A 12,930-nucleotide genomic window follows, 5' to 3' on the forward strand; every position below is an offset into this window, starting at 1 on the left:
TCAGGCGACTGCCGGAGCCCAGTCGACCTCGAATGCCGGCGACAGGGTGAAGCCCGCCGGCCGGACGGATACCGGCGGCGGACGGCGCACGCCCTCCTGAAGGTAGCGCAGCGCCGACGCCAGTCCGTTCATCGTGTAGGGCTTGGCGATGACGCCGATCGCGCCGGCGAAGTGCTCGGGAATGCGCTTAGGATTGGCGGTCATGAACACGACCATCGAGTGTTGTCCTTCGCCGATATATTCAGCCACATCGACGCCGGTCGGGCCGTCGGTCAGATGGATGTCGACAAAGGCGATATCCGCATCGGTGGAGTCGATCATGCCGCGGGCTTCCGCCGATGACGTCGCCCAGCCGACGACGCTGTGGCCGGCCTCCTCGACAAGGCTTTCCAATTCCATTGCCAGCAACGCCTCGTCCTCGACGATCAGGACCTTCAGCGGTTCAATCATGACATGTTCCCCTTGTGCTGCGGTTCGTTCGGCATCGAGATGACAACCTTGGTGCCGGGCCCCGCGTCCTGCCACTCAATGTCGGCGCGCAATTGCCGGGCAAGCGACTTGATCAGCCGCATGCCGAAGGAGGCATCGCCGTTTGCCTCGGCCATGCCGACACCGTCATCGGACACCTCGATATTGAAATGGCCATCGGGCTGGCTCATCTTGATGCCGATGCTGCCGGCGGTGGTTCCATCCGGCTTTTGCTTGAAGGCATGTTTCAGCGCGTTGGTGACCAGTTCGTTGACCATCAACGCCACGGGTGTCGCCTTTTCCGCCGGAATAACGACGGGTTCCAGTTCAAGCTTCGACTTGATCTCCGTGCGTCCCGAGGCGGTGAGAAGGTCCGATATGAGGTCGCGGGCGAAATCCGAGACATCGAACCTGCTGACGTCCTTCGATTGGTAGAGCCGCCGATGCACCGTGCTCAAGGCTTCGATGCGCTCCAGCATCGTGGTCATCGATTGACGAATGCCGTCATCCTTGATCGTTCGGCTCTGCATGACGATCAGCGACGAGATCATCTGCAGATTGTTCTTCACGCGGTGGTCGACCTCGTGAAGCAGAGTTGTCTGCGCATCGAGCGCTGCTTCGAGTTCCTGCGTGCGCTCCTTGACCGCCTTCTCGAAGCGGTCCTTGTCGGCGGTGATGCGGTGCTCCGACCGCTTGCGGTCGGTGACATCGAGCTGCGAGGCGAAGTAGAACTGCAGTTCGCCGCGATCATTGGAGACAGGGCTGATGTAGAGCGCGTTCCAGAAGGTCGAGCCGTCCTTGCGGTAGTTCAACAGGTCGACGCTGACATCGGTTTCGCCGGCGATCGCATCCCGCACCTTGTCGATCATCGATTTGTCGGTTTTGGGACCCTGCAGGAAGCGGCAGTTGCGGCCCATCACCTCCTGCCGTTCATAGCCAGTGAGACGCAGGAAGGCGTCGTTGACAAAGACGATCGGGTTGTCTGGGCGTCGCGGATCGGTGATGATCATCGACATGCGAGTGGCGCGTATAGCCGCTGCGAACGGATCGCCCTTGCCGTGTTCGGCATGCAAATCGTCCGTCATGTGCCATGCGTCGGCCGGTTCCCTGGTCTGTTTCCAGTCCATTCTTTCACTCCAAGCCGTTTTCGTGAAAAGCAACGGCTCGGCGGCGAGATGGTTCAATCTTGAGCCATCTTGTCGCAGCTGGGTCGAATCAGGGAACCGCAACCGGATTTGTGTAAGCAACTGAAAAGGTTTGTGTTTACTGCTTGATTTCCGTGGAGGCAGGCCTGTGAAAGGCGACGCCGGCGACCACCAGCGCGATGCCAACAATATCGGTCAAACTCGGGATCTGATGTAGCACGAGGATACCGATCAGCGTCGCGGTGACCGGCAGCAGCGACAGCATAAGCGCGAAACTGGCGCGCGGCAGACGTGACATGGCGAGCTGATCGCAGATGTAAGGAATGACCGAAGAGCAGATGCCAACACCGATTGCCGCGAGTAGCAGGGGCGGTGAGAAAAAAGCGGGCAGCGCGTCGGTCAAGCCGATCGGCACCACGACGAGGAAGGCGACGGCCATGGCCGCGCCAAGGCCAGCGATGCCGTTGCCCGCGCCCGAGCGGGCGACACGGTGGCCGAGCACAATGTAGCCGATGAACAGCGCGCCGTTGAGAAAGGCCCAGAACAGGCCGATGGGATCGCTCGACCACTTCACATCGATCAAAAGCAAGGTACCGGTGACGGCGACAGCGAGTGCCGCGAGATTTCGCGGGCTTCCCAGCCCGATCAGTGCGATGCCGATGGTGCCGACGAATTCGATCGCCGCGACCAGCGAGATCGGCAAGCGGTCGAGCGCCAGATAGAACGAGCAGTTCATCACGGCCAGACAGGCGCCGAAGGCCAGGAGCAAAACCCGCGTCGAGCGGTCGGCGTTCGCGAGAGTTCTCCGGGGGCGGGTCAGCGGTGCGAAGATCAGGGCGGCGGTGGCAATGCGCAGCCACGCCATACCGAGCACGCCGACATGCGGGAAAAGCAGGACCGCGAACGCCGGCCCGAGATAGTGAAAGATGGCGCTGACGCCAAACCACGCATCCGGCGGTAGCGAGGCTGCCAGGCCCGTGAAGCCTGATGCGGCGAGGGCAGGGCTTGCGGCTGGTGCTTGCGTTCGGTCATCCATGCGATCAGTATCGCAGGCGATATCCGCGATTCATATGGATGATGATCGGCGGAAATCGAACACGTCTTTCCGGATGCAAGGATTTTTCATTGAAACGCCTTCGAAGCGAAAATGCCGAACTCGATGCGGCGGATCTGAAAATCCTGCGCCTGCTGGAAAAAGATGCACGCACCAGCACCGCTGAGTTGGCGCGCGCGGTCGGCCTGTCGGCGCCAAGCGTGGCCGAACGCATCAAGCGGCTGCAGGAGAACGAGGTGATCGAGGCCTATACGGTGCGGATCAACCCGGCCGCTCTCGGCATGACGCTGTCGGCATGGCTGCGCATCCGGCCAGTGCCGGGGCAACTGGCTGTCGTGGCCGAGATCATCCGCGAGCTGCCGGAAATCGCGCAATGCGACCGGGTGACGGGTGAGGACTGTTTCATCGCGCTGGCGCATGTCGGCTCGGTGGCCGAACTCGAACGGGTGATCGACCGGATCATCCCTTACGCGATGACCAACACGGCGATCATCCAGTCGTCACCGGTGGTGGCGCGCTCGCCGTTGGGGGCACTCAAGCGCCCGGCTTGAACGAGGCCATTCCGTACGCTTGCTTGTGCGGACTTTCAAGAAATTGGCTGCATCGGCCGCAGGCCGATTGCCAGCGTCAAATATGTCCACGCTTCATGCGCGCCCGCTTCAGGATGGCGCGCCAGCGGATCATGTCGAAGGGGATCGGCTCGTTGTTGTTGGCGATGTGGAAGATTTCATTGTTGACGTTCTTGAGCGAGCGCCAGAAATCATAGTCGGTGATGCGTGGATCGGCGGCCAGCCTGTCCACCTCGACCTTGATGTCGGTTTTCATGCACGTCCCTCGAACCGGCTTCTGCCCCGCCGCCCATATCCCAACTCATGCGGAGCGTTTTCGGCCGCTCCGCTGAGTCGTTCAACGGCTCAATTGGCTTGTTCCCGTTAAAACCTTGGTAAGGTTAACGTGGGCAGGCGGCCGCTTCAAGCGGTCTTGCGGCGGATACCGATCGATCGGCCGGCGCGCTCCGGCGTCGGCAGCGCGGAATGGGCCGCGCGCACCGCCTCGATGCTGGCCAGAACGTCGGCCGGGAAGGGCGCTACCTTCGGGCCAGACATGTCGACATGCAGCGACAGTGTTTCGGACGTGGCGGCCAGCCAGCCATCCACGTGGCGGATTTCCTGATAGGTTCTCAAGCGCTTTTCGTCGTGGTCGAGGACCTGCATGGAAACGGTGACCTTGTGGTCGAGATGCAGTTCCTGGACGTAGCAGACATGGATTTCCGCCGTGTAGATGGTCAGCCGCCGCTGTTTTACATAGTCCAGTCCAATGCCCATCATTTCGAAAGCCTCGTCCGTGCCACGGTCGAAGATGACGTTGTAGTAGGCCATGTTGAGATGGCCGTTATAGTCGATCCAGTCCTTCTCGATGTCCATGGCCTTGGAGACGAAGGGGGTGGGGATGTTCATGCAGGCAGTTCCTTATCGTGGCGCTGGACAGAGCGTGGCAGGGCAGACTACGCATCCATGCATGCATAACAAGCGTGGGCGCTGGCCCATTCGCATAGCTGCATGGCAAGCATGGACGCTAGTCCATTCGCGGAGGAATTCATGGCTCTGAGCGACCTCAATCCGGTCGAACGCAACGAGGAGGGGATAGCCGCGGTGCTCGGCATCCTCAAGCAGCGGTTCGGCGAGCGCTTCCAGACCGGCCAGGCGATCCGTTCGCAGCATGCGCACACCACCACCTATATCCCGACGCAGGCGCCGGACGGCGTCGCCTTTCCGGAGTCTACGGCCGAAGTGCAGGAGATCGTGCGCGCCTGTGCCGCGCACCGCGTGCCGGTGATTGCTTTCGGTGTCGGCTCCTCGCTAGAAGGCCACACCAATGCGCCGGGCGGCGGCATCTCGGTCGACACATCGCGCATGAACCGCATCCTCTCGGTCAATCCGCAGGACCTCGACTGCACCGTCGAGCCCGGTGTGACGCGCGAGGACCTCAACCGGCATCTGCGTGACACCGGCCTGTTCTTCCCGATCGACCCGGGCGCCAATGCCTCGCTCGGCGGTATGGCGGCGACGCGAGCGTCCGGCACCAACGCCGTGCGCTACGGTACGATGCGCGAGAATGTGCTTTCGCTGACGGCGGTCATGGCCGATGGCGAGACGGTGACGACAGGCAAGCGCGCAAAGAAGAGTTCGGCCGGATATGACCTGACGCGGCTCCTGATCGGCTCGGAAGGCACGCTTGGCATCATCACCGCGCTGACCTTGAAGCTGCAGGGTATTCCGCAAGCGATTTCCGGTGGCGTCTGCCCGTTTCCGAGCGTCGAGGCGGCCTGCAACGCGGTGATCGCGACGATCCAGATGGGCATTCCGGTGGCGCGCATTGAACTGGTCAACGGGCTGCAGATGCGGGCGATGAAGAACTATTCGAAGCTCGACTATCCGGAAAGCCCATGCCTGTTCGTCGAGTTCCACGGCAGCGATGCGGGTGTTGCCGAGCAGGCCGAGACCTTCGGCATGATCGCGGAAGAGAACGGCGGCGGGCCATTCCTGTGGACCAGCATCGCCGAGGAACGGACGAAGCTGTGGAAAGCAAGACACGACGCCTACTGGTCGTCGCTGACACTGCGGCCAGGCGCCAAGGGGCTTTCGACCGATGTCTGCGTGCCGATCTCGCGCTTTGCCGAATGCGTCATGGAAACCGAGGCCGATATCGCCGAGATGGGGCTGATCGCGCCGATCGTCGGCCATGCCGGCGACGGCAATTTCCACGTGCTGGTGCTGATGGACGTCGATGATCCCAAGGAGATCGCACTGTCGGAAAAATTCGTGGCGCGGCTCAACATGCGGGCCATCGCCATGGAGGGAACCTGCACCGGCGAGCACGGCATCGGCCAGGGCAAGGTCGGCTTCCTGCGCCATGAACTCGGCCACGGCGTCGACGTCATGCGCACCATCAAGCAGGCGCTGGATCCGCTGAACATCATGAACCCGGGCAAGATATTACCGGGCGCCGGGTAGGGATCACCTGGCCATAGCAATGAAGACGCTGGCGGGAGCCGGCATCTTCATGTCCTGAAAATCTCCGATTGGAGTGGCGCGCGGCGCGTAGGCTCGGCCTGGTGGAGATAGCCGGTGAACGTGTCGGGGGAGGAAGATTTGGACAGTTGGGTCACGATGCGGCCGACTTCGCCACGATGATAGCCGCCGTGGGTGATGACGTGCGCCAGCATCTCCTCGCGCGACATTTGCCCGGGGGCGCCACTCGTGAAGGTGAAGAGGATCGTCTCCGCCAGTTCTTCCGGTTCCACCTGTTCGACATATCGGAGGTACCACCGGTCCGTTTCGGTGATTGCCGCTGACAGCTCGGCGAGCGTCGGTGTGTTGCTCGTGCCGGTGTCCCGATAGAAGTGTTTCTGCTTCTGGATGTTCGACGCAAAGATCCTGTCGACGACATGTGCGTGATTGATGGTTTCAAGGATCGCGCCAAGCTGGTCCTCGGCGATGTCGTTCTCGATCCCGGCCATCAGGGCGAGGAGTTCATCATCAGCCCAGGATTTGTAGCGGAACAGGGATAGAAGCAGTGTCTTGCTGCTCATAAGGGCCTCTCATTCACTTGCATGGCGCGACTGGCTCGATAGAGGTGAGCTGACATGCGCATTTTGGTGAAGAAGCCGGATCATGGCTACTCGCGTTCCCCCACAGCATGGAAGCGTGCGCAAAGCGCCACGGCAACAGCGTTCTCGCGCGACCGTCGATGTCATTGTCGAGGCTGCGGCTCGCGTTCTGGCCCAGCGCGGCTGGGCGCGTTTCACCACCAACGAGACGGCTTCGGCCGCCGGCGTCAGCGTTGGCTCGATCTATCAGTATTTCCCCAACAAGCTGGCGCTGGCGGAGGAGATCCGCAAACGCCATCTCGATGCAGTGCTCGCGGCGATATCCATTGGACTTGCTTCGGTAAAGTGGAGAGCGGGTTGCTCATTCGGCGGCGTTTCGCTCGAACTGCATCGGGCTGATGTAGTCGAGCGCGGAATGCCGCCGGATGGGATTGTAGAAGCCGTCGATATATCGGGCAATGGCGGCTTGGGCATCGGCGCGGGTAAGGAAAGAGGTGCGCCAGATCAGTTCAGTTTTCAGCGTCTTGAAGAATGTTTCGACCATGGCGTTATCAAAGCAATTGCCCTTGCCTGACATTGAGATGATGACGCCGGCGGCACGCAATTCGGCTTGGTAGTCGATAGAACAATATTGGCTGCCGCGGTCGGAGTGGTGAATGAGGCCGGGTTCCGGCTGCCGCATGACGAACGCCTTGTTGAGCGCTGCCAGAGCCAGGCTGCGGTGTAGCCGGTTGCCAGCAGCCCAGCCAACGACCTTGCGGGCAAACAGATCGATGACGACAGCAAGGTACAACCAGCCCTCCCGCGTCCAGATGTAGGAGATGTCGGCACCCCATTTCTGGTTGGGACCAGTGGCGGCAAAATCCTGGTCGATGACATTGGGGGCAACCGGAAAGGCGTGTTCGCTGTCCGTCGTGCGCTTGAACCGCCGCTTCTGTCTTGCCTGGAGGCCATTCTCCCGCATCAGACGCGCCGTTCGTCGCCGGCCAATGGCAAAGCCATTGTCTTGCAGTTCCCGCGTCATGCGCGGGCTACCATAGGTTCCGTTCGACAGCGCGAACGACGATCGCACATGCGCCAGCATTATCATGTCGTCGCGCTGCCGGCGGCACGCCGGCCGGCGCCCCCAGGCAAAGTAGCCGCTCGGGCTGACACCCAGCGTCGCGCACAAACGGTCCACAGGGAAATCCTTCTTCGCCTGGTCGATGAGCGCGAACCTCACCGACTTCCCTCCTTGACGAAAAAAGCCGTCGCCCGTTTCAAGATATCCCGCTCCTGCCGAAGGATTTCATTCTCCCGCCGCAGCCGTTTCAATTCAGCGGCGACATCAGCATCAGGCGGACGCCCAGGATCGCCCATCTCACGATCCAGCTGCCGACCCATCCATCGCGTCAGCGTCGAGAAACCAACACCAAGATCCTCCGCGATCTGCCGCTTCGTCCGACCGCTCGTTCGCACAAGGCCAACCGCCTCCGCCTTGAACGCATCCGTAAACTGTCTCTGTTTCGTCATCGAGGTCGCCTTTCATCAGAAGGAAACTCTCCACTTTTTCGGGGCAAGTCCACATTGCGGATGAACGCGACGTAGCGACCACGCTCGAGCAACGCGTGGCGAAGCTGATCGATGGCGTCGCCGCGGCCCACAAGGTCGATCAGCGGTTGCATCGCGTCCTGCTCGACGAAGTGCCGCTTGCTGGGCGCTCGGACACATTCGAAGTGGAATATCAGCGCCGCTATCAATCCATCATTCCGCGGGCTTCGGGCCAGGCCGACCCCGAGCGCGATGCCGTTGCGGGGCGCGTGCTGTCCGCCGCCGTCGAAGGGGTTGTCCATGCGGCGGCACGATATGGCGAACTCGAATCGCCGGCATTGAGAGCGGAACTCATCGGGCTGGTCCGTGCATATCTGCGCGGTCGATCCGCAGGCTGATTGGCAGGGCATACAGCCTTCACACCGTGACAATAGCGAAAGGGCTCGTCTTGACCGCGCCGCCATTCGGGCCGAGACTTTCGGTGCGGAATAGCCTGAATTGTGCAGGCGTGTCAGTGGAGGAATGGTGTCATGGCGATTTCACGCAAGGACGAGGCTCGGGCGCTGAGCGCGGACGAACATGCGCTGGTGGAGAAATCGCACCATCCGGCGGTGCAGGAACTGTCCGACGCCGACCTCGCTGGCCTGGTGAAGCTATTGCGGGGGCGGCGCGACAAGGCTCAGGCCGAGGCACATCGGCGCCGCCGTGAAATACGCGGCAAGGGCGCGGCAAAGGGCGCCACGCCTTCGAAAGCCGATGGTGGTTCGCAGTTGAAGCTCGCGGTGCTGGCCATGGCCATGCGAAGGCTGAACGGCGAGGCCGAGCGCCGTCGGCAATTGGCGGCCAGCGTTTCGCTGGTAGAAAATGCGCGCCACGCGCTGGCCATGAAGCAGAAAACGGCACCTGCCGGGCCTGAATTCAACACCCGCACGGCGCATAAGGGCATGCGCGCGATTGCCAACCAGAGGGCGCAGAACCTGGTTCGTCCGATGGAACTCGGCAGGCAGCGGCAAGCGGCCAAGGTGGCGCAGGCAAAGCGCGACGCGCGTTGAGTTTTTTCGCCCGCGACCGAGCGAACGAAGATTGTGCTCGCGGGCGGCCCCGAAGGGATATTGCCTCTTTATCGACACGCGGATGCGGATAGAGTGCGGCTGAATTTCAATCAACCGTTTTGGAGCTGATGCTCGCTCGCCTGTTCGTGATCTTCGGTGGTCTTTTTGTGCTGGTGCTGCTTGCGGCGCTGGTGGTGCCGTACTTTATCGACTGGACAGGCTACCGCGCCGAGTTCGAGCGCGAGGCGAGCGCCATTCTTGGTCGCAAGGTGACGGTGCAGGGCGATGCCACGGCAAGGCTGCTGCCGTTTCCGTCCGTGACCTTCTCGAATGTCGCCGTTGCCGGCGGCCCCGGCGGCCAGCCGGCGATGACCGTCGAGACCTTTTCGATGGATGCCGAACTCGCGCCCTTCCTGCGCGGCGAAGTGCTGATCTTCGACATGCGGCTGGTGCATCCGAAGGCGACGATCGACATTGCCGCCGATGGCACCGTCGATTGGGCGATGCGTCCATCCTCCCCCTTCGATCTCAACCAGATATCGATCGAGAAGCTGACGGTGACGGAAGGCCAGATAGAGTTGCGCCATGCCGCCGGCGGGCGCAGCCATCTGATTTCGGAGATCAATTCAACGATCTCGGCCAAGTCGCTGGCCGGACCGTGGCGGATGGACGGGTCGCTGCGGCTGGACGGTTTGCGCAGCACGATCGCCGCTTCCACTGGAAAGGCCGACGGCTCCAGTCAGACACGGCTCCGGCTCAAGGTTGATCCCGATGCCTATCCGCTGACCATCGAGACCGACGGCAATGCCGGCATCGTCAGGGGTGCAGCTGTCTATTCGGGGCAATTCAAGATCTCCGGCGCCGACAAGAATTCGGGGCAATTGCGCGGTACGGATGGCGACACGGTCAAGGTCAGCACGGGCAAGCCGGATCCCGGCTTCAGGCTGAACGGCAAGTTCGCGCTCGACCACCAGAAGCTCGGCATCGATGAATTCCGCTTCGAAACAGGGCCGCTGGACAATCCCTATACCGCCGACGGCAAGGCCTCGATCGATCTCGGGCTGAAGCCAAGGTTTTCCATCGAAGCGAGCGGCGCGCAGGTGCAGTTCGACGAGGCCGTGGGTGCCGCCGGCGGCGCCGGACTGACATTGGCGCAGCGCGTCGCGGCCTTCGAACAAGCCCTGCTCAGTCTGCCGAAGCCGACCATTCCAGGCACGCTCGAAGTGAAGCTGCCGGCGGTGGTGGCCGGCGATACGACCGTTCGCAATGTGCAGCTTTCCGCCGAGCCGACCGATGGCGGCTGGTCGGTGAAGTCGCTGGCCGCGACGTTGCCGGGACGGACGACGCTTGAAGCCAATGGGCTGCTCAGCGTGCAGGACCATTTCGGCTTCACCGGTTCGCTGCTTGTGGCCGTCGCACAGCCCTCGGGGTTCGCCGCATGGCTGTCGAAGGATGTCGATGAAGCGATCCGCCGGCTGCCCGCCGCCGGCTTCAAGGCCAAGGTCGAGCTGACCGACAAGCTGCAGTCGTTCAGCGATCTCGAATTGATCCTCGGCAAGGCCAGGTTTTCCGGCCGCATCGATTCCAGCCAGCCCGACGACGCCAAGCCCTCCGTGCTGATGCGCCTGGAAGGCGGCGACCTCGATGTCGACGGGCTGGCGGCCTTCGCCTCCATCTTCGTCAGCGACAAGGGCGCCAACCGCTTTTCCGATCGCGACCTCGATTTCCATCAAGGCCGGGCCGGTCAGTGCCGGCGGCCTGACCGCCGATACTGTTGATACGGCGCTGAGGCTGCGCGACGGGCTGCTCGAAATCGACAAGCTGGCGATCGGCGGACTTGCCGGCGCCTCGATCAGCGCCACCGGGCGGATCAAGGATTTTCCCGTGAACACGACAGGCAAGCTCGATGCGTCCGTGGTTGCGGTCGACCTGAAGCCGCTGATTGACGTCGCGGCGCAGCATTATCCGGACAATGCGGTGTTGAAGGGCCTGTCGGCCCGCGCGGCTGGGTATCCCGATCTGTTCCAAGACGCGCGCGTCGACCTTGTGGCAAGTGCCGCCGACAATGGCGACGGCACGACCGGGCTCGCGGTCAGCGGGCAGGGGAAAGCCGGTGGTTCGGCTTTTTCGGCATCGCTGTCCGGCAAGGGGAAGGTCAATGCGCTTGCCGATGCACCGGTGACGTTGACCTTCAACGCCAAGAATCCCGACGCTACCGCGCTGCTGGCGCTCTACGGCCTGCCGGCGCTGCCGCTCGGCATGCTTGGCGAAGCCAGCACGGACATCCAGGCCAAGGGTACGCTGGGCGGCGGTCTGGCGACGAGCTTCAACCTGCATGGCAATGATTTCAAGGTCGGCTTCGACGGAACGATCGCCGATCCGGCGCAAGGTCCCAGCGCCAAGGGCAAGGTCAGCCTTGAAGCCGCCGATATCGAGCCATGGCTGATGACAACCGGCATCGGCCTGCCGGGCATGGGCGCGGGCATGCCGACGTCGCTCGCTGCCGACGCCGACTATGGCAACGGCCTGCTCGTGCTGAATGGTCTCAGCGGCGCCATCAACGAGGCGGCGGTTTCCGGCGACGTGAACATCGATGTGAAGAACGGGCTGCCGCATCTGTCGGGCGCACTGATGCTGGACGAACTGGATCTCGACCCGATGGCGGTGTCGCTGTTCGGCGACCAGGCCTTTCTTGGCACCAATGGCGGCTGGCCGACGGCGCCTTTCAGCCAGAAATCCAGCCTGCCGTTCACGGCGGACCTCGACCTGACCGCCGCATCGCTTGCCGCCGGTCCGTTCGCCACGGCCTATGACGCAAAGCTCTCGTTGAAGCTCGACCAGGAAGGCATCCGCGTTTCCGATCTCAAGGCAAAGTTTCTCGGTGGTACGCTGACTGGCCTGTTCGAGCTGAAGAACAATGACGGCACCGGCCTTCTTTCTGGCCAGGTGAAGCTCGCCGGCGCCGATCTGGCGACGGCGCTGCCGGAAGCCGGGATCAATGGTAACGGTGATTTCTCGACATCGCTTTCGACCAGCGGCAAATCGGTCGATGCGATGGTGGCCGCACTCTCCGGCTCCGGCACGGCGGCGCTGAAGGGAATGGCCATTGCCGGCTTCAACCCGGATGCCTTTGGCGTCTTCATCGCCAAGGCCGATACTATCGGACGCGATATCGACGTGGCCAAGACCGCCGGCTTCGCGCCACAGATTGCCGGCGACGGCAGTTTTCCCGCCGGGGATGCAGACATTGCCTTCACGGTTGCCGGCGGCACGTTGAGGGCGCCGCCGATCAGCCTTGCAAATCCAACGGCGACCTTGTCCGCGGACATCACGGCGGATCTCAACGCCAGCAAGGTGATCGCCAAGGGCGCCATCACCTACAAACCCGGCGACGAGTCACTCGTGGGCTCCGAACCGAGCGTGAACTTCAACATCGAGGGGCCATTTGGCGCCACCAAGAAGACCTTCGACAGTGAGCCGCTGGCGCAGTTCCTGACCCAGCGCGCGCTGGAAAAGGAGCAGCAGCGGGTCGAGGCGATGCAGGCGGCACTGCTCGAAAAGCAGCGGCTGCGGCGCGAGGTGCGTTACTACGCGGCGCTGCAGACCGAGCGCGACAAGGCCGCCGAGGAATTACGCAAGCAAGAAGAGGAAGCGGCGCGGCAGAAAGCCGAGGCTGAAGCCAAGGCGAAAGCTGAAGCCGAGGCCAAGGCCCAGGCAGAAGCCGATGCAAAGGCGCAGGTGGAGGCTGATGCCAAGGCAAAGGCGGATGCAGACGCCAAGGCGAAAGCAGATGCCGATGCGGCCGCCAAGGCCAAGCAGCAGGCCGCCGACGCGGCGGTGAAGGCACAGGTCGAGGAACAGGAGCGCCAGAAGGCGCAAGAGGCGGCGCGGATCGCCGCGCAGGAAAAGGCCAGGCGCGATGCCGAACGCAAGGCCGCGCAGCAGGAGCCGCGGATCGAGCGGGTGCCGCTGCCGCCTGTCAACGACAATCCGTCGCCGGCCCAGTCCGCGCCAAAGCTTGCGCCGTCTGCAATCGACAATCTGCTGAAATCGCTGGATGGCGGCTGACGG

At 62.7% G+C, this 12,930-nt stretch carries 11 protein-coding genes and 2 pseudogenes; 6 read left to right on the forward strand and 7 right to left on the reverse strand.

What is annotated here, in order from left to right; translation table 11 throughout:
* The 3 genes from LGH82_RS32645 to LGH82_RS32655 form a co-directional block, all read right to left on the reverse strand.
* Window positions 1–450, reverse strand: coding sequence for a response regulator (locus LGH82_RS32645; protein ID WP_227346638.1), 450 nt, complete (start codon window positions 448–450; stop codon window positions 1–3).
* Window positions 447–1,595, reverse strand: coding sequence for a histidine kinase dimerization/phosphoacceptor domain -containing protein (locus LGH82_RS32650; RefSeq protein WP_227346639.1), 1,149 nt, complete (start codon window positions 1,593–1,595; stop codon window positions 447–449). Before LGH82_RS32650 ends, LGH82_RS32645 begins: the two co-directional genes overlap by 4 nt.
* Before the next feature lie 136 nt (window positions 1,596–1,731).
* Window positions 1,732–2,649 carry an EamA family transporter gene (locus LGH82_RS32655; protein WP_227346640.1) on the reverse strand — a complete coding sequence of 306 codons (918 nt, stop codon included), beginning with the start codon at window positions 2,647–2,649 and terminating at the stop codon, window positions 1,732–1,734.
* An 89-nt stretch (window positions 2,650–2,738) separates the two neighbouring features.
* Here LGH82_RS32655 and LGH82_RS32660 point away from each other — a divergent pair, with 89 nt between their 5' ends.
* Complete coding sequence (locus tag LGH82_RS32660; RefSeq protein ID WP_227346641.1) at window positions 2,739–3,218, forward strand: Lrp/AsnC family transcriptional regulator; 480 nt, start codon at window positions 2,739–2,741, stop codon at window positions 3,216–3,218.
* 76 nt (window positions 3,219–3,294) lie between these two features.
* Here LGH82_RS32660 and LGH82_RS32665 read toward each other — a convergent pair whose 3' ends face one another.
* Window positions 3,295–3,492 carry a hypothetical protein gene (locus tag LGH82_RS32665; RefSeq protein ID WP_227346642.1) on the reverse strand — a complete coding sequence of 66 codons (198 nt, stop codon included), beginning with the start codon at window positions 3,490–3,492 and terminating at the stop codon, window positions 3,295–3,297.
* A 146-nt stretch (window positions 3,493–3,638) separates the two neighbouring features.
* On the reverse strand, window positions 3,639–4,124 hold the full coding sequence (locus LGH82_RS32670; RefSeq protein ID WP_227346643.1) for a thioesterase family protein: 486 nt from the start codon (window positions 4,122–4,124) through the stop codon (window positions 3,639–3,641).
* A 141-nt stretch (window positions 4,125–4,265) separates the two neighbouring features.
* Here LGH82_RS32670 and LGH82_RS32675 point away from each other — a divergent pair, with 141 nt between their 5' ends.
* Complete coding sequence (locus tag LGH82_RS32675) at window positions 4,266–5,681, forward strand: FAD-binding oxidoreductase (RefSeq protein ID WP_227346644.1); 1,416 nt, start codon at window positions 4,266–4,268, stop codon at window positions 5,679–5,681.
* Between the two features lie 47 nt (window positions 5,682–5,728).
* On the opposite strand, the gene LGH82_RS32680 is transcribed toward LGH82_RS32675, so the two are convergent.
* Complete coding sequence (locus tag LGH82_RS32680) at window positions 5,729–6,259, reverse strand: DinB family protein (RefSeq protein WP_227346645.1); 531 nt, start codon at window positions 6,257–6,259, stop codon at window positions 5,729–5,731.
* Window positions 6,260–6,341: 82 nt separating this feature from the next.
* Between LGH82_RS32680 and LGH82_RS32685 the strand changes: the two are divergent.
* A pseudogene (locus LGH82_RS32685) lies at window positions 6,342–6,551 on the forward strand (helix-turn-helix domain-containing protein); the annotation flags it as partial.
* Between the two features lie 87 nt (window positions 6,552–6,638).
* Here the strand turns inward: LGH82_RS32685 and LGH82_RS32690 are convergent.
* Window positions 6,639–7,789, reverse strand: a protein-coding gene (locus LGH82_RS32690; protein ID WP_413771365.1) for an IS3 family transposase whose coding sequence is annotated in 2 segments (ribosomal slippage) — window positions 6,639–7,525 and window positions 7,525–7,789 — 1,152 coding nt in all. Because the reading frame shifts where the segments join, the coding sequence is not laid out codon by codon here.
* Window positions 7,790–7,842: 53 nt separating this feature from the next.
* Here LGH82_RS32690 and LGH82_RS32695 point away from each other — a divergent pair.
* The 3 genes and pseudogenes from LGH82_RS32695 (at window position 7,843) to LGH82_RS32705 (ending at window position 12,927) form a co-directional block, all read left to right on the forward strand.
* Entirely contained in the window at window positions 7,843–8,205 is a 363-nt protein-coding gene (locus tag LGH82_RS32695) for a hypothetical protein (protein ID WP_264484408.1), read from the forward strand.
* A gap of 132 nt (window positions 8,206–8,337) precedes the next feature.
* Window positions 8,338–8,859, forward strand: a complete 522-nt coding sequence (locus LGH82_RS32700; protein ID WP_227346647.1) for a hypothetical protein — start codon at window positions 8,338–8,340, stop codon at window positions 8,857–8,859.
* A 128-nt stretch (window positions 8,860–8,987) separates the two neighbouring features.
* A pseudogene (locus tag LGH82_RS32705) lies at window positions 8,988–12,927 on the forward strand (AsmA-like C-terminal region-containing protein).
* Window positions 12,928–12,930 lie beyond the last annotated feature (3 nt).

Origin of the sequence: Mesorhizobium sp. PAMC28654 (assembly GCF_020616515.1) — a bacterium.
GTDB lineage: Bacteria > Pseudomonadota > Alphaproteobacteria > Rhizobiales > Rhizobiaceae > Mesorhizobium.

Coding starts and splice junctions, on each gene's coding strand:
- LGH82_RS32645 (WP_227346638.1), bottom strand. CDS start 450: ATGATTGAACCGCTGAAGGTCCTGATCGTCGAGGACGAGGCGTTGCTG.
- LGH82_RS32650 (WP_227346639.1), bottom strand. CDS start 1,595: ATGGACTGGAAACAGACCAGGGAACCGGCCGACGCATGGCACATGACG.
- LGH82_RS32655 (WP_227346640.1), bottom strand. CDS start 2,649: ATGGATGACCGAACGCAAGCACCAGCCGCAAGCCCTGCCCTCGCCGCA.
- LGH82_RS32665 (WP_227346642.1), bottom strand. CDS start 3,492: ATGAAAACCGACATCAAGGTCGAGGTGGACAGGCTGGCCGCCGATCCA.
- LGH82_RS32670 (WP_227346643.1), bottom strand. CDS start 4,124: ATGAACATCCCCACCCCCTTCGTCTCCAAGGCCATGGACATCGAGAAG.
- LGH82_RS32675 (WP_227346644.1), top strand. CDS start 4,266: ATGGCTCTGAGCGACCTCAATCCGGTCGAACGCAACGAGGAGGGGATA.
- LGH82_RS32680 (WP_227346645.1), bottom strand. CDS start 6,259: ATGAGCAGCAAGACACTGCTTCTATCCCTGTTCCGCTACAAATCCTGG.
- LGH82_RS32700 (WP_227346647.1), top strand. CDS start 8,338: ATGGCGATTTCACGCAAGGACGAGGCTCGGGCGCTGAGCGCGGACGAA.